The organism is Aquimarina sp. AU58 (assembly GCF_900312745.1).
Taxonomy (GTDB): domain Bacteria; phylum Bacteroidota; class Bacteroidia; order Flavobacteriales; family Flavobacteriaceae; genus Aquimarina; species Aquimarina spinulae.
On record NZ_OMPD01000014.1, the window covers coordinates 1,823,740 to 1,847,561 of the forward strand.

The 23,822-nt window shown below is 32.3% G+C and carries 18 protein-coding genes; 9 read left to right on the forward strand and 9 right to left on the reverse strand.

Annotated elements, in window-relative coordinates; translation table 11 throughout:
• Nucleotides 1-34: 34 nt before the first annotated feature.
• From DK441_RS19320 to DK441_RS19335, 4 genes are all read right to left on the reverse strand, one after another.
• Nucleotides 35-469: a hypothetical protein gene (locus DK441_RS19320; protein WP_109852134.1), complete on the reverse strand. Its 435-nt coding sequence runs from the start codon at nucleotides 467-469 to the stop codon at nucleotides 35-37.
• Nucleotides 470-662: 193 nt separating this feature from the next.
• Nucleotides 663-1,904 (reverse strand): PepSY domain-containing protein, encoded by a 1,242-nt coding sequence (locus DK441_RS19325; RefSeq protein ID WP_109852135.1) that lies wholly within the window; start codon nucleotides 1,902-1,904, stop codon nucleotides 663-665.
• 53 nt (nucleotides 1,905-1,957) lie between these two features.
• Complete coding sequence (locus tag DK441_RS19330) at nucleotides 1,958-4,291, reverse strand: TonB-dependent receptor domain-containing protein (RefSeq protein ID WP_109852136.1); 2,334 nt, start codon at nucleotides 4,289-4,291, stop codon at nucleotides 1,958-1,960.
• 335 nt (nucleotides 4,292-4,626) lie between these two features.
• Complete coding sequence (locus DK441_RS19335) at nucleotides 4,627-4,959, reverse strand: hypothetical protein (protein WP_109852137.1); 333 nt, start codon at nucleotides 4,957-4,959, stop codon at nucleotides 4,627-4,629.
• A 729-nt stretch (nucleotides 4,960-5,688) separates the two neighbouring features.
• Between DK441_RS19335 and DK441_RS19340 the strand changes: the two genes are divergently transcribed.
• Complete coding sequence (locus tag DK441_RS19340) at nucleotides 5,689-10,761, forward strand: GEVED domain-containing protein (RefSeq protein WP_109852138.1); 5,073 nt, start codon at nucleotides 5,689-5,691, stop codon at nucleotides 10,759-10,761.
• Nucleotides 10,762-10,842: 81 nt separating this feature from the next.
• Here DK441_RS19340 and DK441_RS19345 read toward each other — a convergent pair whose 3' ends face one another.
• Together DK441_RS19345 and DK441_RS19350 are read right to left on the reverse strand one after the other, a co-directional pair.
• Nucleotides 10,843-11,295, reverse strand: coding sequence for a GNAT family N-acetyltransferase (locus tag DK441_RS19345; protein WP_109852139.1), 453 nt, complete (start codon nucleotides 11,293-11,295; stop codon nucleotides 10,843-10,845).
• A gap of 63 nt (nucleotides 11,296-11,358) precedes the next feature.
• Nucleotides 11,359-12,180 carry an MBL fold metallo-hydrolase gene (locus DK441_RS19350; protein WP_109852140.1) on the reverse strand — a complete coding sequence of 274 codons (822 nt, stop codon included), beginning with the start codon at nucleotides 12,178-12,180 and terminating at the stop codon, nucleotides 11,359-11,361.
• A 124-nt stretch (nucleotides 12,181-12,304) separates the two neighbouring features.
• Between DK441_RS19350 and DK441_RS19355 the strand changes: the two genes are divergently transcribed.
• Nucleotides 12,305-12,667: a helix-turn-helix domain-containing protein gene (locus tag DK441_RS19355; RefSeq protein WP_234423406.1), complete on the forward strand. Its 363-nt coding sequence runs from the start codon at nucleotides 12,305-12,307 to the stop codon at nucleotides 12,665-12,667.
• A 90-nt stretch (nucleotides 12,668-12,757) separates the two neighbouring features.
• Here DK441_RS19355 and DK441_RS19360 read toward each other — a convergent pair whose 3' ends face one another.
• Genes DK441_RS19360 through DK441_RS19370 form a run of 3 tightly spaced genes read right to left on the reverse strand, consistent with a single transcriptional unit; the run spans nucleotide 12,758 to nucleotide 14,602 of the window.
• The gene (locus DK441_RS19360; RefSeq protein WP_109852141.1) at nucleotides 12,758-13,414 is read right to left on the reverse strand and encodes a class I SAM-dependent methyltransferase; all 657 of its coding nucleotides are present in this window, start codon (nucleotides 13,412-13,414) and stop codon (nucleotides 12,758-12,760) included.
• 35 nt (nucleotides 13,415-13,449) lie between these two features.
• Nucleotides 13,450-13,920, reverse strand: a complete 471-nt coding sequence (locus tag DK441_RS19365) for a PaaI family thioesterase (RefSeq protein ID WP_109852142.1) — start codon at nucleotides 13,918-13,920, stop codon at nucleotides 13,450-13,452.
• Between the two features lie 55 nt (nucleotides 13,921-13,975).
• Nucleotides 13,976-14,602, reverse strand: coding sequence for a trimeric intracellular cation channel family protein (locus DK441_RS19370; RefSeq protein ID WP_109852143.1), 627 nt, complete (start codon nucleotides 14,600-14,602; stop codon nucleotides 13,976-13,978).
• A gap of 186 nt (nucleotides 14,603-14,788) precedes the next feature.
• On the opposite strand from DK441_RS19370, the gene DK441_RS19375 reads away from it, so the two are divergent.
• The 7 genes from DK441_RS19375 (at nucleotide 14,789) to DK441_RS19405 (ending at nucleotide 23,637) form a co-directional block, all read left to right on the forward strand.
• On the forward strand, nucleotides 14,789-15,709 hold the full coding sequence (locus DK441_RS19375; RefSeq protein ID WP_109852144.1) for a T9SS type A sorting domain-containing protein: 921 nt from the start codon (nucleotides 14,789-14,791) through the stop codon (nucleotides 15,707-15,709).
• A 31-nt stretch (nucleotides 15,710-15,740) separates the two neighbouring features.
• Nucleotides 15,741-17,009 carry a hypothetical protein gene (locus DK441_RS19380; RefSeq protein ID WP_109852145.1) on the forward strand — a complete coding sequence of 423 codons (1,269 nt, stop codon included), beginning with the start codon at nucleotides 15,741-15,743 and terminating at the stop codon, nucleotides 17,007-17,009.
• An 81-nt stretch (nucleotides 17,010-17,090) separates the two neighbouring features.
• Nucleotides 17,091-17,834 carry a LytTR family DNA-binding domain-containing protein gene (locus DK441_RS19385; protein ID WP_109852146.1) on the forward strand — a complete coding sequence of 248 codons (744 nt, stop codon included), beginning with the start codon at nucleotides 17,091-17,093 and terminating at the stop codon, nucleotides 17,832-17,834.
• 5 nt (nucleotides 17,835-17,839) lie between these two features.
• The gene (locus DK441_RS19390) at nucleotides 17,840-19,126 is read left to right on the forward strand and encodes a sensor histidine kinase (protein ID WP_109852147.1); all 1,287 of its coding nucleotides are present in this window, start codon (nucleotides 17,840-17,842) and stop codon (nucleotides 19,124-19,126) included.
• Between the two features lie 36 nt (nucleotides 19,127-19,162).
• Complete coding sequence (locus DK441_RS19395; protein WP_109852148.1) at nucleotides 19,163-20,410, forward strand: sensor histidine kinase; 1,248 nt, start codon at nucleotides 19,163-19,165, stop codon at nucleotides 20,408-20,410.
• A 423-nt stretch (nucleotides 20,411-20,833) separates the two neighbouring features.
• Nucleotides 20,834-21,691, forward strand: coding sequence for a sensor histidine kinase (locus DK441_RS19400; protein ID WP_160112184.1), 858 nt, complete (start codon nucleotides 20,834-20,836; stop codon nucleotides 21,689-21,691).
• Nucleotides 21,692-21,783: 92 nt separating this feature from the next.
• Nucleotides 21,784-23,637, forward strand: coding sequence for a histidine kinase (locus DK441_RS19405; protein ID WP_160112185.1), 1,854 nt, complete (start codon nucleotides 21,784-21,786; stop codon nucleotides 23,635-23,637).
• Nucleotides 23,638-23,822 lie beyond the last annotated feature (185 nt).

The following is a 23,822-nucleotide window of genomic DNA, read 5'->3' on the forward strand; positions in this document are numbered from 1 at the left end:
AAAACATTTTTATAAATAACATGGCAACTGGTCGTTATGACTTTTCTAATAGTTGCTTTGCATTTTTAATACTAGAATTGATTTGGTCCTTTAATAAATTTACTTTAACTTCTTCTTCCTTAAGCAGTTTTATTTGTGAAGATACTTTTTCAGGATCTGTTTTGCTGCCTTCTTCTTCATGAGGAAATTTATCACTAAAATCACTCATCCAGGTCATCATAAAATCATAGGCATCTTTTACTTCTTGTTGTGCTTGTGCATATGATTTCCCTTGAGCAGTGGTGTCAATTTTAGTTTCTAGATCTTTTATAAGGCTACTCATTTCGCCCATTTTTGGCATAACTTCATCATGCACGTCAATTACTTTTTGCATGAGAACATCAAATTCTTGTTCTTCTTTAGAAAGTTGATTACAGGATATAAATACTAATAGTAGTAGTGAAGTTGTGTATAAAAATGATAATTTCATAATTGTAATTTTTTAAGTTTTTGTTTTGTTGCTAGTCTAAACGTTTCAAAGATATTGTTTTTCCTTTTTCTTATGAAGTTTAGCCGCTTTGTATTGCTGTCCGATTTTATTCATTTTATGCATTTGCATAATAATCAAAAGGAGGCAAAATGAAATTGCTGTAATTAGAATGAAAGTTAACATATACATTAGATTAAGACTTTTTGATTTTATTTCTTAGATATTCTGTGCTAATGATCAAAAGAAGACTTATTCCGAATAGAGGAAATACAATGGCCAAAATTCCTATCGATATTATGATTCCATACCCGATTTTGAAGGTTACAGGTACTTTTGGGACTCCCCAATTTCCTTTACGTTTTCGTAATATATAAGAAACCAATGCCGAGATGCTCATTATAGTTAATGCTATCGCAGTTAGTAACATCAACCACCAGCTCCAGGCTCCAAACTCTCCTTGATGAAATGCCATAACCCACATTCGACCACGCATTAAAACCCCTACGTCATCCCAATTATTAGATAGAATTTGCTTGCCAGAATATTGATCAAAATGAACCTTTTTTTGAGTATTCAGATCCGATGGATTTGTATTAGACACGCTAAAAACACTTTTAGGGTCTTTTGGAAAATGAACGAATATTGTTCCAGGAAGGTGTAGTGCCTCTGCTTTGGCTGCCATCTGATCTAATGTTAACGCATCTCCTTTATCTTTTGATTGTAATTGATGTCCTTTCCATGTAATTGGGTAGCCTGTATTGGTTATTTTCTGAAGATTTTTAAAATTTTCACCAACTACATCTGTCCAGGGAAAACCACCGGCCAGAATAAGGAGTAATAATCCAGAAATCCAAAATCCTGTAATTGCATGTATATCTCTATAAAATGTTCTCTTTCCCTCGTTTGTTCTGGGTATAAAAACACCTTTTATTTTGCGACCGCGATCGGGCCACCAAACGTATAATCCGGTGAGTATTAGAACCACCATCCAACTAGCAATAAGTTCAACGATTTTGGTTCCAAATTTACCCACGAGCAATTCACCGTGCAGTTTTCTGATTTTAAACATGTTAGTGTCTCTGGTGATGATTTCTCCAGAAACATCTCCCGAATATGGATTTACATACAAACTGCTTTTACCACCAAAACGTCCTGATATAAACTCAGTGGCCTGGTTCGCAGTAGAAGTTAGAACCATTGTATTGGGTTTCTTTATAGCATTTTTGTTTGCGATTTCCCACTGTTTTTGAAGAGAAATAGGAGCCCCTTGTACAACGACTTCTTTAATGTCTTTATGTTTCGAAGCTTCATAATCTGCTTTAAATAAATATATTCCTCCAGTTATAGAAAGTATAATGATAAACGGAAGAGATATTAATCCAGCAATGAAGTGCCATTTCCAAAGCCATTGATTTAATTTTTGATTTTTTTTCATTTCTTAACTAAATTTAGTCCTCGCAGGTTTTTAAAATCTGCGAGGACTGGTTATTAGAAGGTATACTTCACTCCAAGGTGAAAAGCTCTTGGATTCCCAATCGTAAAACTATTTTCTCCTCTAAATCTATTAAATGAGGCTCTGGCTGCATACAACTCATCAAAAACATTAAGTGCATGACCCCATATTTCGAAACTTTTATAATGAATGGTAGCTCTAAGGTTAAAAACAGAATGTCCATCATAGGTTGCAGTATCAAAAGTGCCATCTTCGTTGTCTATCTGATTTTCAAAACTGGTATTGTATTTACCTACCAATTCGTGTTCTGCCGTTATACTAAATCCAAAATTGTTTTTGTAATTCTTACGATAGGTAATTAAAGAAGTTCCCAATAGATTGGGAGCTGTTTCTCTGTCGGTATCAGAATAGTCAATTCCTCTATCATAAAACTCTACATAACGATGCTGTGCATAACTACCATTATGAGTTATCGATAACCCTTCTATAGGGATCCAGGTTATACCGTACTCAATACCATATGATTGGGTTTTACCAGCATTGGTGCTAAAAAAGTTATCATCCTGATCTCTTAAGGTGATTAAGGTGTTTTGCCCTTCGAGAAGATAAATAGCAGCATCTAATTTTAATTTTGAAGGAATAGTAAAATAACCTCCAAGTTCGTAATTATGATAACGACTTGGTTTTATACCTAATAGTTCATTTCGATTGCGATACAATGTAGAAACCTGAGGAGGTGCAAATCCTTGTGAATAGTTTGCATACACCCCGGTTTTTGTATTAAAGTTATAATTGACACCTAACTTTGGAGTTAGATTATTAAAATTATCGACAGCATCATTTACGCCTACGGTTTCGACTTGATTGTCATAATCGTATTCAAAACCATCATAACGTAGTGCTGCAGTAACTTTTAAGGCTTCTACAGGTGATATCTCATATTGAAAAAAACCTGCATAATTAAAGATGTTAGCTTTATAATTAAGGATAAAATCTCTAGAATTAACAGCATACTCCAAGTTTCTTCCTGTTTCGGGATCCACAACGACTTGTATGGTCTCTGCTACATAATCTTGTGGTGAGTAATCTGCAGTAGTACCAATGATTAATGAAGAATTGGCAAAGTTGAAATCTAACTTATGCTGAATTAACCCTACAAAGCTTTTAAACTGATTAGAGTTTACTTCTCCCGAGCCTAATCCTGTTAATTGCCCCTGATTTCTAAATTGACGTATTCTATAGGAAGGAATTTGATCCATTCGATTATTTCTAACCATAAAATTGAATGAAGTCTTACTAGTATTGCTCCAAAATTTGTCTAGTGTAGCTCTGACTCTAAATGTAATTGCTTCTCTTTCAGTAAACGTTTGATCACTTTCATAATTTCCTTCATTGTAATCGGTTTCACTTAGAGAACCAGACATGTCAGATCGATAATCTACAAGATCAAAAACAGTTGTCCATCTCGCAGTTTCGGTAATATCATACACTGTTTTAAAAGTAACAGCCAACTTTTCATAATCGCTATGCTCTATAGGACCATCTTTTCGATTTACATGGTGGCTACCCAAATAAAAACCGAAGTTTTCACTGGTTTGATCAGAAATTTCAAACTCATATCGTGTTAGCCCTAAGTCATTAATTTGAAAACCAATACCGCCACTAAGTTTTTCTGTTGGGTTTTTGGTAATAAAATTAAAACTACCTCCGATAGCTTCGCTACCATAAATACTTGAAGCAGGACCTTTTAATACTTCAACACGACCAAAAGAGGTATTGTTCATCTCTAATAATGCGTTATGATTAAATACCGAAGTAGGTCGAATTTGCATACCATCTTCCAGATATAAGAACAACGCTTTTGTAGAAATAGGAGTACGAACAGCCATAAAATGTTGTTCATTACTTGCTGATCGTGAAGTAGACATAAATACTCCAGGCACCTGATTTACCAATTGATCGATGCCGAAGGCTTTGGTTTCGGCAATTGCCTGTGTATGTATTGAAGCAATAGATCCCGGTACTTCAGAACGTTTTTGAATTTCTCTACTGGCAGAGGTTACCAAAACTTCTTCTAAGGCTACATTATCTTCTGCTAATCTAATGGTATTAAATACATTTGTTAAATTTACTTTTTTGGGGATATATCCCAGAAAACTAATAGTGACTTCTGTAGAGTTTTCTAATGTAATTTTAAAAACTCCTTCCGAGTTACTCATTACTCCATTAGTGGAACTATTAGATTCAATAATAGTTGCCCCTGATAATGGATTGTTAGTATGATCTACTATTTTTCCTTTATATGATTGTTGTGTATAGCCGTATACTCCTAAACATAGGGTAACTGCATAAACTAATATGTTTTTCATTGTATATAATGAGTTGCAATGACGATTCTTTCCTAATTATTAGGATACCATTAAAAACACCACGCTTTTAGGCGTAGTAAGTCGAAAACAAATAGTCTGAACTCAAAAACCTTTTCATACAGAACCAAACAAAGAGCCTAACTTTTTCTTTGTCGAGGTACATAGGTCGATGATTTTTGAATTTTACTATGTGTTTATTCAACTAAAAATCTTAGTACTGATACCAGAAAGTATCGTCTTTTAAATATTAAAAAATGTTGAATTTTTTGTAATAGTAATGTTTGAATAAGAACAAACGATCTATTCAAAAATTAAATTCAAAATATGGTATGTAATTAAGAAAAGATATACTCGGGAGGGTGGTCAATATCTTTGGAAATCGTTTTTAGATAACAGTTTTTTAATTTCCAGTTCTGAGTATGTTCAGCAACAAACGGACTTGTGTTTTTTATTTGTATTGTGTTTTCCTGAAAAAATAACGGAATAAAAGCTTCCGTTATAATAGTAATGTCAGAATTTTCTTTTGATGATTGTGTTTTTGCCTTCATTTGACTCATCAAATAACATTTACCATTACAATTAAGACGAGGGCGTTCTTTATTTACACAATATTTTTCTACAATAATATCGATATTAAGTTGGTAGTAGAGTACAGTACTGATTTCCATAGCGGGGCGTATGGCAAAAGAAAAAAATAACAATATGGAGAATAGAATTCTCATCAGTATGCATAAAATTTCGTGCAAAAATACAAATTTGGATGGTTCTTTTATTCTAAAAAACAAATAAGCTGTTCTAAGCTCGTAAAATAAATGTTTTTCTTTGATCGAACTTCTCCTGATTATAAGCTTGTTTGATTTATGAAATACTATTTGCGCTATTAAAAAAGATAAACGATCAAATTAAGGTTAACATTAAATCAACTTTGGATAATATACTATTGATAATCATTTTTTAAATCAACTAATTTTATATCAACTAAGAAACACAAACTTTAAAACAATGAAAAACAATCAACTACATTCGTTTTCGGAACATAAGAACGAAATTATTCCTACACTTCAAGGTGTTTATGAAGATACTGGCTCAGCATAATTGTTTGGGCGTGATTTATTTTTAAACACACACACACTTTGGTTTTTGCATATAACAAAAAGGCAAAGATACATCTAGTAAACGGTAAATAGCATATCCGTTTATATTAGAGGTAGAAAGACTACTGATTTATGGTGTTGTATTATCTATAAACGACCTCATAAAGGGCTTATCATTTATTTTCGAGTATAAAGAATATCCTTTACTCTCGAGAAATACTTATTTATTTAAAACTTAACTTATATATCCTGATCGATAAACCTATATAAAAGATCGAGGGATATTTTATTTACACAAATCTTATGAAATCTTTACAGTATTCTCTATTTGAGAAAAAAACAATGTGGCTACTTTTTGGCCTTATAATGATAATCCAATTATCATTTGCTCAACACCACAAACCGATACCCAAGTCGTCAAATCATTCATCTGATCATTGCTCGAGAGTTTCGCATGAAAATGACGGCCATATTCCTAGTGTTAAAGCCAAAGACAATACTTTTGGAATCGCTAAAAAAGCAGCATGCCAATATAGTACCAATGCAGAATGGGGGAGTTTGTCTACTTCTGCACTAATTAGTGCTATGAGACAAACTCATGATTATGATTGTTACAGGGATTTATTTGACTATAGTTCCTATTCAGCTAGTATTTTTTCTAATGCCAAAGTAAAAGCTGTAGCTAATGAAGTAAGAGGTCTGGCATCCTCTTATAATGGAACCAATAGTACAGGGATATATGGATTAACAATTTACCTGCATATTGCTATTTATCTGGATTTTAATCAAACGTCGATTGATTTAACACCAGATACTTATAGTACAATACATGAGGCAATCGCCGGTTTGGGAAGTAACTCGTCACTTCTTAAGCATAGTGTATATGCTATGGATGTATTACAGGAAATACTTATAGTGGCAGGAGATTTAAAATCACGTCATAAAGCAGCTTCTATTAATCTTTTTGAAAGAGTGTTACGAGATTTTGCGGTTAACGAAACCTGGAAATCTATTACAGATCCAGATATAGAAAAAGCGTATACTAAAGGGATGAATACGGTTTATAATGCTTTTTACAATAGTGTAACTGATGATTTTGTAAACGGACTGGTTAGTGACAAACAATCTATTGACCTGTTAGGAAAGGCAGCAGTGAATAGTGCATTAATTAATAAAGGAGGAGATTTTCAATATTTATGGCAAAATGCGACCGGTGCATTGGCTATACTAGCAAAATCAGATAAACTTATTGGAGATATACAGGGGCACCTGGCTGCTATAACCAATTATTTCCCCAAATTATCTCCTAGTTGGGCAAAGGCAAAAATGGCTTTGAATCAATATGGAGATTGTAGTGCGTATAACCTTTGTCAACATCCATTATCTATACGGCAAGAAGTAGAAGAGTATTTGTTTCCAAAGACAGTATCTTATGATGATGATAAAATGATCATTCGTACTCCTCTTAGTGATGAAAAAATACAAAATCTGTATCATGCTGCTAAACAAGTACAAAGTCAGTTTTTTAGATTGGTACAAACAGATGAACCGGTTGCAGGAGATACCAATACTACCATTAACATGATTGTTTTTGGATCTAAACAACAATACGATGATTATGCGCCATTGTTATTTGGGATTCGTACCGATAACGGAGGAATGTATCTAGAAGGGATTGCGACTTTTTATACCTGGGATCGAACTGTGGGAGTAGAAAGCTCGTTATCTCTGGAATCGTTATTTAGACATGAATATTGTCATTATCTGCAAGGTAGATATTTGGTACCAGGTAATTGGGGATCATCAGATATATATAACAATAGTAGATTAGTTTGGTATGAAGAAGGTATGGCCGATTTTTTTGCTGGATCTACAGATACCAATGGAGTACAAATGTTAGCACAAAATACCAGAGCTATTATCAATAAAGGGTCGGGTTGGCCTTCTCTTAATACTGTTTTTAACTCGAGCTATACGAGTGGAAATTTTTATCATTACACCTACGGAAACGCGGCCTGGTACAATTGGTATCTTAACAATTTTGACTATTTAAAACGTTTTTTTGAGTATACTCGAAATAATGACATTTCTGGATTTGATAATTTTGTAAGTGAACTTAGAAATAATGGAGAAACTTCGTATAATAATTTCTTAAATAAGGTAAAAAATGAAGAAGTTACAGGATGGCAACCAACGACCAACTGGTCTGATGATAATCAAATTAGTATAGGAAACCCTTCTGCAATTCAAAATGAAATAGGAAACCTACCCAATACCAGTAATATTTCGGTTGCGATGGATGCCGAAAAATCGTATAGACGTTTTAAAATAGAAGGTAAAATAACGGGGTCTGGTGCAGGAGCAGCTCCTAAAGATATTGCTAAACAGCTAGACAATGTTATATTGAAGCTAAGAGAAAATGAACTTGTAAATAATTTTAAATATACTGTAGGGTATTTTAAAAATTTAAATTCATCAGGTAGCCGTTCTGCCGATTTTATAATCACAGGGCCACTTAAGGATGCCGATATTAGTGATAATCCGGTAGCAGAGTTTTCGGCTACAAATGTGACTACTATTGCAGGAGGGAAAATAGATTTTGTAAACGAATCTACGGGGCATATTACAGGTCTTGACTGGTCTTTTCCTTCTGGATCTCCTTCTAGTGTAACCGATCAACAAACGCCACAGATAACATATAATTCTCCAGGAGAGTATAATGTTACTTTAACGGCAAAAGGAACTGCAGGAAGCAGTGATACAAAGACGATTCAGAATTATATTAAAGTATACCCTTCTGGTACGAATACATATTGTAGCGCCACCAATAAAGAAGGAGGAGATGATGTACATATCACTAAAATTCAATTAGGTGATTTTGAGAATACTTCGGGATATACAACATCTTATGTAGATTATACCTCGTTGGCAGCAATAATACGAACCAATCAAAGTACTACATTAGATATTACAGTACAAAACGAACATTGGAGTTATAATGCATTAGGAGTGTGGATTGATTGGAATCAAGATGGAGATTTTGTAGATGCTGGAGAAGAAGTCTTTCATAAATATGCTGCGGGACCATATAATCAACAAATCACTCCTCCGTCTGGTGCAAAATTAGGCACAACCCGAATGAGGGTACGAATGAGTTATGGAGCAGAAGATAATATAACTCCTTGCGGAACGCAAAACAGTATTGGAGAAATTGAAGATTATTCAATTATAGTAACAAATGATCCAGCTCCTGTTAATACTCCTCCTACAATAACATTACTGAAACCTTCTAACGGACAGAATTTTGTTCAAAAAGAAAATATAGCTGTAGAAACTGTTATAAAAGATGATGAAAAAGTCGAAAAAGCAGAATTAAAAGTAGATGGAGAATTAATTTCTACAGATTATGTAGCTCCTTATCAATGGACTCATATCAATAAATTAAATTTTCTGTCTCCGGGACAACATGAATTAACGATCACAGCATATGATAATGATGGTGCAACAGATTCTAAATCGGTAACGATAAATATAGAAAAAGCTCCGATAACCTTTTGTGACGCATCTAATGAAGATAGTAAGTTACACATTACTCAGGTGATTTTTGGTGATATCAATAATAGTACAGCTCATAATCCCTATTCGGATCATACCAATTTATCTACAGTTGTTCAAAAAGGGGAGCAAATTGCATTAACAATAAAGACTATAAATGAACATTGGTCATATAATGCAATTGGGGCTTGGATCGATTGGAATCAGGATGGGGATTTTATAGATACAGATGAAGAAGTATTTTCTCTTTACGGCCCTGGACCCTATAATGGTACAGTAACGGTGCCTTCTTCTGCCTTAACAGGGACTCCATTACGAATGAGAGTGCGAATGGGGTATGGATCTAAAGATAAAATAAACCCTTGCGGAAATGATACGTATTTGGGTGAAGTAGAAGATTATACGGTGTATGTTGGAAATAGCACAGCACCCACTTGTAATGATGGTATCCAAAATGGAGATGAAACCGGTGTAGATTGTGGGGGTTCATGTACTCCTTGCCAGACAACACCTACCTGTAATGATGGTATTCAAAACGGAGATGAAACTGGTGTAGATTGTGGTGGTTCATGTACTCCTTGTGCTACTTTGACTTACTGTGCGGCTAATGGTAATGACCCATCTGCAGAACATATTGGTCGAGTTCAATTAGGAGCTATTGATAAAATTTCTGCAGCAGGAAGTGGAGGGTATAATGATTTTACTTCTGTATCTACAGCCTTGTCTAAAGGAACTGCACATACTATCACTATAACACCAAAATGGGCCAGTACAGTTTACTCTGAAGCGTATAGCGTATGGATTGATTATAATCAGGATGGGGATTTTGAAGACCCTAATGAACAAGTTTGGAGCAAAGCGGCATCAAAAGATACTTCTGTGAGTGGAAGTTTCACAATTCCTGATGGTGCAAAAAATGGAAATACCAGAATGAGAGTATCAATGAGATACAATGCAGCCCCATCACCATGTGGTTCCTTTGATTACGGAGAAGTTGAGGATTATACCATCTCTATAGGAACAGGTTCTACTCCTACTTGTAATGATGGTATCCAGAATGGAGATGAAACCGGAGTAGATTGTGGTGGTTCATGTACTCCTTGTACTACAGATACAGGAGTGGTCTATGTAGATATTAATGATATAACCGTTACCTCATCAAATACCTGGGAATTTTTTAGAATAGAAACTGGAGATAATAAAGATTATGGTGCCTGGTACACTAGTAATTCTGTGAGATTGGTTACTTATGATAAAGACCTTGTTTGTGTAGGTGCTAGTAAAAATGTGACATTAATAGGTGAGGGGGTAGGAATTGATAGTGCCAGTAATTTTAGAGCAGAATCTAATAGCTACATTATAAGTTCTTCAGATTATACCGATTGGAAGGGAAAATCTGGCTTTGTAGGGTTTACTTTTAAAATTAGCGGTAATACACATTATGGGTGGTTTCATATATCTGTAGCTAATGATGGCTTATCTTACACTATTTTGGATTATGCATATCAGACGAATCCAAATCAGACGATTACTACCAAAGTAATGGGAGTTAAAAATCGTAATGAGTATAGCTTAGGTAAAACCATCACTATTTCTCCTAATCCATTTACCGAGAATTTTGTGATCAATACATCAACATTGGATAAGAGGGATTTAGTAGTAAAAGTTTATGACCTACAAGGAAAATTGTTGATCGATAAAAAATATGGAAAAAATCCTGGACAAATAACTCTGGGTGAACAGATCAAAATGTCTGGAAGTTATTTTGTGAAAATAATGACAGATACAAAAATAGAAACATTACAAATCCTTAAATATTAGTTTAAGGTATAAATTAGGTTTGTTATTATAAAAGGCTGTCTGAAAAGGCAGCCTTTATTATAAGCTATATAGATATTAAACTTAAAAATGAAGTTTCATACCTTCATGAGAGGCTATAAATCCTAGTTTCTCATAAAATCGTATGGATTCGGGGCGCTTTTTATCTGTAGTAAGTTGTAGTACATGTGCTTTTTTTTGTTTTGCTCGCGCTATAGCCCACTCAAACATTTGTTGCCCTATTCCTTTACCTCTTTGATCTTCTCGAATTCGTACAGCCTCAATTTGTGCTCGTATTCCTCCTTGATACGTTAAGTATTGTATGAAAGATAATTGTAAGGTGCCAATAATTTCAAAATCATTATTCTCTACTACGATCAATTCCTGGTTTGGATCAGCATTAATAGCTGTAAAGGCTTCAAAATATTCTTTTGGGAGAGGAATTTGATAGTTTTCCCTGGTTTTTCCTAGTTCATCATTAGCAATCATTTGTACGATTAAAGGAACATCTTGTTGGGTTGCTTTTCTAAAATTCATAGTATGTGTATATGCTGAACACTCTGGCTCATATAATTATCCTTTTATAAAAGTAATACTATCTTATATTTTGGAAGTAAAACCTGTATTGTTTTTGAATAGATACTCTTGAAGATTTATAGTTTGCCCTTCACCAAATTCTATGATTCTATCATCATTCCATTTATATAGCTCTTCAATAGGTTCCTTAAATAGTGAGAATGATGTATGGTGTACAGGTAAAATAATAGTTGGTTTGGTGATTGTTACGGTATCTTTTAGAAGATTAGCAGTATATGAAAAAGGACCACCAAATTTATCTAAGCCGCCTCCACCCATATTAGGGATCAAGATATCTGCATTACGTCCTTTAATATGTTTTTTCATTTTAGAATGATTAATAGTGTCTCCTGTTACATAAATCTCTAACGATAGACCATCTTTCCTGATTTTTATCCAATAACCGTTTACTCCTCCACATAATATAGATGATATATAGTTAGATCCATGAACACAAGTTATTGCTTCAATTTCAATCTCATAACCTTTACTATCAGTATGTGTTTTATCTGCCCAGTTCATGAACGAAACATTTTCTAAAGACCTATTGGTAAACCAAGGCTTTATGTTTTTATGCGAATATACTTTTGAGCTCGACGATATTTTAGACATTCCCAATTCATCAATGTGATCTGAGTGATTATGAGTTAATAACCAAATATCAATATTCTCAAAATCCGAATTTACAAATTGAGGTTTTGTTCGTCTTTTAGCTTTAAAAAACTTCAAATCAATTATAGTATTTATGTCGCAAAGAATAGGGTCGCAAGCAATTTTTAGATCTCCAACTTTTAATATCCATGTCGAAGCGCCAATCCATTTAAAATCTATGTCTAAATTTTTCATATATTTACATTTTAAGTTACTTTAAGTAACCAAAAATAATTTAAAATACACTGATAAACAATAACTTACGGATTAGTAATTAAGTAACATTATGATAACTAATACTGATAAACAACAGGTTAGATTGAAGAAAAAAATTGAAAAATATTTTGTTTCTACTGCTCCATACTTAAAAGAAGGGTTTTGCCCGACAAAAAACCTGCTAGCAACTACCTTAGATAAGTGGAGCTTGTTATGTGTTTTTAATTTGGGGTATTATGAAGTTCTTAGGTTTAATGAATTAAAAAAAAATATAGATGGAATTTCCTCAAGAATGTTAGCCGTTACCTTGAAGAAATTAGAAGGATATGATATTGTAGAACGCAAAGTTTATCCAGAGATTCCTCCCAAAGTAGAATATTCTCTCACCAAATTTGGTTTTGAATTATCAGATAAAATCATTGACTTAAGTAATTGGTTTATGGATAATTCTAAATCTCTACGATAATTTATTTATTTTATTAAAAGAAACCTACTATTCCCAGATGTATTGCGATGAATAATTCTATGGATTGAATGATACTTATTATACTATTTATTAGTTTTTTTGAGCACAAATAATCAAGGTTTCCACTTTCATTGTTTTTCCATTAATTTCTTGTTCTGGTTCTTCTTTTTCAATATGTTCCGTAACTACGAAGTTATTATTGTGTAATAATTGGAAAACTTCTGATTTGTTAAACATATCAAACCCATATTTTACAAAGGGGTATGCTGCCATACTTGACTTTGGCCTTAAAGAAATGATCAGTTTTCCTTTAGGTTTTAAAACCCTTCTAATCTCCTTTAAAACACGTTTAGGGTCCTCCCAGAAATAAATAGTGTTAATGGTGAAAATTGTGTTAAACTCTGCGTCTTCACAAGGGATTTTATCAGCATTGGCTATAAAAAAATCAACCTTTTTCTCTTTTATTAGTTTTTCATTCAATGCGGTTGCCTTGCTCACCATTTCCTTAGAATAATCACAACCTTTATATTGAATTGTATTTTCTAGTTTAAAAATATCTTTCACAAAAAAACCATTTCCCATACCGATTTCTAATATAACATCATTTGCCTTTGGGTTCAATACATCAATGGTATGAAGGTTGATAAATTTATTACCGACATTCATCTTTTCTCCCATTTCTATTCCCCAATCTCCTTCGGGTTTTCGTAATTGTTGGGCTATGTTTTTGAGTTGTTCTTCTGTCATTTTTGGATTTAAAAAAAGAGGTATAACAATTTAATCTACTTCTTATCAGGATTACTACTTTTCTGATCACTACTATTTTTAAGCTCAATTAGTGTTAGTTGCGCTGCAGCACACAGTTTTTCTACACCATTTTTAATGATAAACACTTCAGATTTACAGATGGTTAATGTTCTTCCATTTTTTAATACGCTTGATTTTCCTATTAACAGTTCTCCGTCTCCGGGTGCCATTAAATTGATTTTAAACTCTACAGTTAGAACAGAGGAATTTTCTTCCATCAATGAAAATCCAGCATATCCAGCTGCATTATCGGCAATTGTACTAATGATGCCAGCATGAAAAAAACCATGTTGCTGTGTTAAACTCGAATGATAAGGTACATGAATCTCACAATATCCCGGTTGAACGTCTATCAATTGTGCATTGATTAGCTTCATGAACTGTTGACGTTCAAAGCTTTCTTTAACTTTTTTCTTATACGTATCTGATTTAGGCTCGAATTTCATTCTATGTGAAAAGTAACAAAATTATGCCTAATAAGAGACTAATTATCTAGAAAAATCAATTCGTAAGATCTTTGTTTGCTGTAGTGAATAATGGTAATGATATTTTATATTTTACGACCAGTAATCGAATTATAATGATTAACATGGCAGTAGAGATATATGTGATATTTTGATCCAAATCAAATGAATATAGTACCATAAAACAAACTCCACCAGCGATAGAAGCTGTAGCATATATTTCTTTTCTGAAGAGTACTGGTATTTCATTACATAAAATATCTCGTATTACACCTCCAAAACAACCTGTTGTAGCTCCCAGAGCAACCGAAACAATAGGCTCTAATCCTGCATTAATTCCTGTTTCGACCCCTATTATCGTAAAAACTCCCAATCCAATCGTGTCAAATAAAAAAATTGATCCTTTAAGATAATCGAGCTTATTTCTAAAAATGATAGAAAATACAGTAACTCCGCCTATCAAATACATGGTAGTCGTATTTTGCATCCAGGAAACTGGGGTATTACCTATAAGAATATCTCGAATAGTACCCCCACCAATAGAAGTGACAAATGCAATGATAAAAATCCCAAAGAGATCTAATTTTCGGTGCATTGCGCTTAATGAACCTGATATTACGAATGCAATGGTTCCTAAAATATCTAAGATATTAAAAATTGTCATCTCGTTTATTTTGTGGTTAAATGTAATATATCTTGTCTGATTTTAAAACATTAAAATTTTATGTTGTTTGAAAAGCGAGTAATTACCTAAACTCTTCACAAACTCAAATTACTCTTCACAAATCGTTTTATTGGTATGAAGTGTTAACTATTATTTTTATTAAACAAAACTTAAAACACGATAAAAATGAAAGAAAAATTACTTGCTCTAGTTCTATTTTTTATAGCATTAAATAATTACAGTCAAAGTATCAATTTTCCTGACTCTAACTTTAAAAATGATTTGATACATCATTCTCCTTCGATAGATACAAATAACGATGGAGAGATTGATGTTACAGAAGCACAAAATTATCATGGAGATCTTTTTATTGGTGGCGGACAGGATATATCTGATCTAAAAGGAATTGAATTTTTTGTAAATATATCCGGTCTGTTCATGAGAAGTAATTTAATAACCGAATTGGATCTAAGCAGTAACTTAAATATAAGAGTAGTTCAGGTAGATGATAATAGAATAAGTAAAATGAATTTAGGTAACAATATTGTTTTAGAAGCACTGTATTGTTCATTTAATGAGTTAGTCGATATAGATGTAAGTAAGTATCCTGTTTTAAGTTTAGTGGATTGTCGCAATAATCCAGATCTTAAAACATTGGATATAGCAAATGGAAATAATTACGGAAGTAACTTTTTTTGTTGGGCAGAAAACAATCCTAAACTAACCTGTATTAATATAGATCGAGGGTTTACACCTCCTACAAATTGGCATTGGAGAAAAGATGCAACGGCTGCTTATAGTGATATATGCGTACAAAGTAGCACAGGAGGATTGATAGATCTGGGGCCTCTTTCTGATGAGGTTCCAGAATCAGGTAAGAAAGTAAGTAATGATATCATCGTATATCCAAACCCGGCAAATAACTTTGTTAATATTCGATCTGAAGAAAAAATAAAGAAACTTACTTTGTATACGTTTGTTGGGGAGCAAGTTTTAGAGAAACAAAATACTCCTGAATTAGATATTTCTGAGATGAATAGAGGAATATATTGGCTTGTAATAGATACAAAAAGTAAAACATTAAGAAAAAAAATCATAAAAGAATAACATACTACATAGCTTATTTAAACTGTTTATTATGAAAATGAAAAACCACTTATACATATTAGTTTTGGTACTCAACCTTTCTTTTTTTAATCAGCTCTATGCGCAAGATCAAATGGTTCATTTATTAGAACCTTCGCGAGATGGGAAAAAGCAACAAATTTTGCAAATTGGAGAAAACAATGGGGAAAAGTTATTAGCAATGGCTTCTTGTAAACAATGTATACCAGCCGTTTATACTCATAATCCAGAGGCTAGTAAAGCATCGGGGAAAACTATTTATGGTACCTCGGGTATCTATGTGATACCTTATGATGATAATAGTTATGTATCTGTAGCTCCCAAAACGCCAGCGGTGGCTATAGGAGAAGGTATTTGGGAGACTTTTTTATACGCTAATTTTTTTAGCTCAGATAAGGCTAAAGTTGCTGGTATGACTAAAAATAAGGTAGAAGCTTGGGCGATAAACTTTTCAAAACAGATTATGACAGGAGGAGTTGGTGCACAAGCTGTGGATAGTGAAAGTAACCTTTATTATCCAGCTGCAAAAGAATTACACAATGCAGAGTCGTTTAATTCTGTTACTATAGACATTACAAAAGGAAAAGAGATACGTCTTAATTTCCCTAATGACCATGGTGAACGTTATAACTATATGGCAGAATTGAGTAAGGTTTTAGAAGTTGATATTTACGATGTTGGAGGTAATAGACGAGAGTATATGTTTGTAGAAAGTCCGCTTTCGGTTATATGGGCAAAATACAGTTCGGGAAATGATTTAGGGAAATCTACATGGGGTACCTATGAAAAATTCAACTATTTCCATAAAGATCAAAAAGCAATAAGAAACGTACTGGTTAGTAAAGAAATTCAGGATAAAATAGATGCAAAACTGGCAGATTGGTCATTAAAGGCAAAGGAATACACAGAAAAGACATATGCCGCAAAGGAAGCCGAAGCTATAAAAAACAGGCGTTTGCCTGCAAAAGGATTTAGCAACTCGGTATTAGAAAAACAAGCGACACTAGCAGCAAAATCCTGGGCAAATCAATATGGTTGGGAAGAAACTATTACCAAGGCATACTTTGCTGGTAACGACTGGAGTATTTACAGGAATACACTAACAGGCATGCAGCTTGGCAGACGAATATCGGGTGTTATTGTTATGAAACGTAAGGATGGTAAATGCAGTTTTCAGTATGCGACATTTGCGCAACAATATAATGGTAGTGGGTATCAAAAGGTTTTTACAGAAGGTATTGTTCGAGGACAGAATGTTTTAGAGTGTACCTATGTTAACTAAACTATATAAGACTTATAAACCCAAATTGTGATTCACAAACTGCTTTATGATCACTAATTCTAAACTACCTATTTTTGTTACATGAATGTAATTAAGGCAATACTGGTAGATGATGAGCAAAGAGCTAGAAATGTTTTATCTAATTTGATAAAGCGTTGTAATCTGAATATAGATATTCTTGCTCAGTGCAGTTGCCTTGAAGATGCTGTCGAAGAGATTAGAAAACTACAACCTGATGTTGTATTTTTAGATGTACAAATGCCTAACTATGCTGGATATGAGATCGCAAATTTCTTTGAAGAAATGAATTTTGATATCATTTTTGTAACTGCTTTTGATGAGTATGCTATAAAAGCTTTTGAGTTATCGGCTATAGATTACCTGGTAAAACCTATAGATAGAAAACGATTAATAGAAGCCGTAGAAAAACTACAAAGCAAAATAGAAAAACAAAAAAAGATAGAAGATTATCAAGTTTTACTAAACACCATAAAAGAAAAAGAGTTTAAACAAATTATACTTCCCGAATTAGGCAATAGACGTATTATCGCTATTAATACTATAATTGCTATTGAAGCAGATGGATCGTATAGCAAAATTTATACAACAGAAAACAAACCGGTAACTACGAGTAAGAATCTGAAATACTTTGAAAATCTATTACCCGAAGACACCTCTTTTTTTCGCTCTCACAGAACCTGGATGATAAATTTAAAGTATATTGAAGTTATTAATAAATCTAGCTTAACAATAACATTGGCACAAAATATAACTGCCAAAATATCAAGAACCCGTTTTAGTTCTTTTGAGAATACCATACGATAGACTTTATGAATATATTACTACAATTAATTAATCTTGGGATAACTGAAAATAGTACTCCATTAGAGATAAAACGTTCTAAAGTTCTTAATGTGAGCGTTCTAATTATATTGTTTAATGCACTGTTCTTTTTGTGTGTTGATACTATAACTCAGGATTTGACTTTCTATAGACTTATAGTTGTGATTACACAGGTATTAATTTACTGTGGAATATTGTACTTGCAAAAAATGAGGAAACTACTTCTTTCAAGAGGAGTTTTTATAACGGCGATAATGGCATTAATTTTTTTTAATGCTAACTATGCATTTCGAGGGTTTTATGGAGAGTATCAATATGTAATAATACCGATGCTATCTTTATTATTTTTTGACAAAAAACACATCAATTATACGGTACTGATACTTTCTATTATAGTGTTTTACCTCCCCAATTATTTTTATCACAATTACCCCGAAAAATATTTTGGTTACCTTAATTATGCATTTATTTTCATAGGAGTGTTTTTAATTGTAAATCTCTTTAAAAACCTAAACATAAAGAATGAACTAGCATTAAAAGAGAATAATAATAAATTACAGAAACAAAATAGTATTATAGAAACGCAAAAACTACTGTTAGAAAAGGCGTATTCAGAATTAGAAGTAAGCAAAAAGAATGAGTTGGCATTTTTACAGCTTAAGTCTTTAAAATCTCAAATGAACCCTCATTTTATCTTTAATTCGCTTAATTCTATTCAGGATTTAATTCTTCAACAAAATACAGATGCCTCTTATGATTATATCGTTTTATTCGCACAATTGGTTAGAAATACATTAAACTATTCTAATAAAGACTTTATTGCTATTGACAAAGAATTAGAATTTTTAGAAATATATCTTCAGTTAGAGAAATTAAGGTTCGAAGATGATTTTACATATACTATCGAACATACTAATACAGAAGGTTTGTCTGTTCCTTCACTAATCGTACAACCTTTTATAGAAAATGCTCTGATACATGGTTTACTACACAAAGCGGGTAAAAAGCAACTCACAATAGATTTTACATTTACCGATCATCTACTATGCACGGTTACCGATAATGGTATTGGTAGAAAAGAGGCAAAGAAAATTCAGGCGCGACAAGGGGGTAGCCATGAATCCTTTGCGTTAGAAGCTATACAACAGAGATTAGAAATCTTAAAAGAACAATATGGTAAAGCAGTAGGATACCAGGTATTTGATTTATATGATAATGGGTATGCTACAGGGACAAAAGTTGAAATCAGAATGCCTTTTCAGAAAAAATACTGATTAATAGGGATATTTGATTTTATAAAGGGATAAAGGATGATAAAAAGAATAACAGTCTGGTACAAAAAAATAATAGCTATTGGTATCCACGATGAATTTAGTGCGATACAAAATAAGCATACAAGACTGGTAAATATTTATATACTGATTGCTTTACATACCAGTATACTTTTTTATATAGGAGATTTAATTTTTATTCAAAAACCTCTAAGTTCGCATATCATAAGTTATATATCCCAATTTTATTTAATTTCTGTATTGATATGTAATAAGAAAGGTTTTTTTGGGTTCGCAAAAATGTTGTGGATTTTATATTTATTCATTTTTATAAATTTATCTACTATAATGGTTAACCCTGGGATTTATACAGAGTATTACTTCCTTCTAATTCCGGGAATTAGTTTATCGATTTATCAAAAAAAAACTTTACCAATAATATTTACATTGGTAAGTATAGCTTGTTTTTTTATTCCTTATTATTATCTTGATATATACTCTAAAGATCACCCGAACAGGATAAATGGTGTAGTGGTCATAATTTTATTTTATTGTATTTATGCAATAGTTAATTATTTTAAAAAACTTAATATCCGTAATGAGAAAAAGTTGGAGTTAGCTTATAAAGAATTAAAAGAGTCTAAAAAAACAGAATTGGCTCTACTACAATTAAAATCGCTAAGGTCGCAGATGAATCCTCATTTCATATTTAATTCTCTTAATTCTATTCAGGATTTAATCCTTCAGCAAAATACAGATTCATCATACGATTATGTAGTATTGTTCTCACAACTGGTTAGAAATACCTTAAACTACTCTAATAAAAACTTTATTGCTATTGATAAAGAATTAGAGTTTTTAGAAATATATCTTCAGTTAGAGAAATTAAGGTTCGAAGATGATTTTACATACACTATCCAACATACCAATACAGAAGGTTTATTGGTTCCTTCACTAATCGTACAACCTTTTATAGAAAATGCATTAATACACGGACTTTTACATAAAGAAGGTAAAAAACAACTTACTATAGATTTTACATTTACAGAGGATTTGTTATGTACGGTTACCGATAATGGTATAGGTAGAAAAGAAGTAAAGAAAATCCAGGAACGACAAGGAGATCGTCATGAATCTTTTGCGCTAGAAGCCATACAACAACGATTAGAAATCTTAAAAGAGCAATATGGTGCAGGGGTAGGATATCAGGTATTTGATTTATATGATAACGGACAAGCTACAGGTACAAAAGTAGAAATCAGAATGCCTTTTCAAAAGAGATATTGATGAGGTTTTATAATCATGTATAAATTGACTAAAATAAAAAAACTATATAAACAACTTATAAATACAGGTATCTATCAAGATAATAAGATAGAGCACAAAAGAATACGATTATTAAATGCTTTTTGTTTAACATGGTTTGTGTTTCTTATTTTTTTTACAGCTTTTGACTATTTTTTTGCAGAAACTTTAATAGAAGGATTAAAGGTGCGTTTCTTTTCTTTTATTACAATAGTAAGTATAGTTTTTTTGCAAAAGCATAAAAAACTTTTATTAGCACGTATCTTATTTATCTTGGTGCTCATTTTTGTCATATTCGTTTTTGCAAACTTTGTTGAGTCTTCTATTTTGATGGAGAATTTTTACTTCTTATGTCCCTTGATAGCCCTTGTGTTAATTGATAATAAGTGGATAACATTACTAATTATGGTACTTTGTTGGGGGTTATATTACGTCCCTTTTGTAATAACTACAGATCTGTATCCAGAGAAAACGATGAACCCTATTTTAATATTGTCCATTTTTGTTGCGAGTTATGTTATATTAAATTATTCGCAATCTTTAAATAGGAAAAAGGAAATTGAATTAAAAAAGAACAAACAAGACCTTGAAGCAGCTTATAAAGAATTAGAGCTAAGTAAAAAGAATGAGTTGGCATTTTTACAATTGAAGTCTTTAAAATCTCAAATGAATCCTCATTTCATATTTAATTCGCTTAATTCTATTCAGGATTTAATCCTGCAACAAAATACAGATTCTTCTTATGATTATGTGGTATTGTTCTCACAACTGGTTAGAAATACTTTAAACTACTCTAATAAAAACTTTATTGCTATTGATAAAGAACTCGAATTCTTAGAAATATATCTTCAATTAGAGAAATTAAGATTCGAAGATGATTTTACATACACTATTCAACATACCAATACAGGAGGTTTATTGGTTCCTTCACTAATCGTACAACCTTTTATAGAAAATGCATTAATACACGGACTTTTACATAAAGAAGGTAAAAAACAACTTACCATAGATTTTATATTTACAGATCATCTTTTATGTATTATAACCGATAATGGTATTGGTAGAAAAGAAGCAAAGAAAATCCAGGAGCGACAAGGAGGACATCATGAATCTTTTGCCCTGGAAGCTATACAACAACGATTAGAAATCTTAAAAGAGCAATATGGTACGGAGGTAGGATACCATGTACAAGATTTATATGATAATAAGCTCGCTACAGGTACAAAAGTTGAAATCAGAATGCCATACAAAAAGAAATATTAATCCTGTTCACAAACCCAAATTGAGTTTCACAAACTCATTTGTACTCTTCTATATAGTCATCTGTATTCTTGTTGATGATTATTCATCCAACAATGCTCAAAAAAAATAGCTTCCTTCTGGCGATCCTAATTTCGTTCAATATTTTTTCTCAAGAAAAATCGATTGATAGCCTCATTACCGTTCTAAATAATAACGTTAATCAAGATACTATACGGGTCAATTCTTTGATCAAAATAGCCTATTATTATATAGATAGAGATATGGAGAAAGTGCCGCCTTATCTTCAGGAAGCTCTTACAATATCTAAGGCTATAGATGCCAAATATCATAGAGTAAGCATACAAAATGAAATGGCCCGATATTATAGAGCTAAGGGAATATGGGATGATGCGATGAAACAAGCTATTATCGCTAAAAAAGATGCAGATACTTTTGGTACAAAACAGCAAAAACTAGTAGCAAACAGTGGTTTGCAAATTGTATATGCAAATTCTGGAGATGATAAAAAAAGTGTAGAATTAGCTTTAGAAAATTTAACATTAACCGAGAAAGATCCTCCTTCTCCTGCAAGAGCCAGAACATATTTTGATATTGGGAATCTCTATTTAAAACTTAAAAAATTAGATCTAACCGAGCAATATTATACCAAAGGTATTCTAATGTGCAGTGAAGTAGGGTTCAAACCTGGGGGAATGGTAATGAAAATGTCTTTAAGTAACTTATATAAAAGGCAAAAAAGATATGAGAAGGCTTTGGAGTTTATTAATGAACCCTTAGCATATTATATAAAAACAAAACAGACTGTACGTATAGGTAGTGCTTATATGCAGATGGCACAAATCAAATCTTTGCAAGGAAAACATGAAGAATCTGTACCTATATATTTAAAAGCACTACAAAATTATGAAGATTCGGGAGCTAGTTTACACTTTAAAAAGCAAATCTTTCAAAATTTATTTATAGCCTATAGTATATTACAAGATCAGGAAAAGGCTACAGAGTTTAATAGGGCATATAAGAAATTAAAAGATTCTATAGATTCCAATGAACGTAAAGAACTTACCGAAAAACTAAAGGTAGCTTACGAAACAGATAAAATAGCAGCCCAAAAAGATGCTGCAGAAGCCAAAACCAAACTTGCTGAAGCTACATCAAGACAAAATGAAAATTACTTTATTGGAGCCATTATTATTGCAATTTTAATACTAATGAGCGCAGTGTTTTTAATAGGGAGGTTACGTGCCAGAAAGAAAACAGAATTAATAACCTTAGAATTTCAAGAAACTCAAAAAAGACTAGAGATAGAAAAGCAGTATAAAGAAAGCGAATTAAAAGCTTTGAAATCTCAAATGAATCCTCATTTTATATTTAATTCACTCAATTCTATTCAGGATTTAATCCTTCAGCAAAATACAGATTCTTCTTATGATTATATCGTTTTGTTTGCGCAGTTGGTTAGAAACACCTTAAACTATTCTAGTAAAAATTTTATAGCAATAGAAAAAGAACTAGAGTTCTTAGATGTATATCTTCAACTAGAGAAATTGAGATTCGAAGATGATTTTACATACACTATACAAAGCATAAATACAGAGGGCTTATCTGTACTCTCTTTAATAGTACAGCCCTTTATAGAAAATGCATTACTACACGGCTTGCTACATAAAGCAGGTAAAAAACAACTTACTATAGATTTTACTTTTACAGATCACTTGTTATGTACTATTATCGATAATGGTATTGGTAGAAAAGAAGCAAAGAAAATCCAGAAGCGACAAGGTAATCACCATGAATCTTTTGCACTAAATGCTATAGAACAGCGATTAGAAATCCTAAAAGATCAGTATGGTACAGATGTGGGGTACCAGATATTTGATTTATATAATGATCAATTGGCTATGGGTACCAGAGTAGAAATCAGAATGCCATATCAAAAAGAGTATTAGTGCTATTTTATGTAAAGAGAGATTATAGAGTAATCTAGTTGCATAAAGATGATAACTGCAAATTATTACATATCGTAAAAGAGATATTACAGAAGAGATTAATCAGATAGTAGACTATAAACTCGCCTTTATAATTTTTGATGGACTTCTCAGTAATATAAATAATTAGGGTATTCGATGTGATA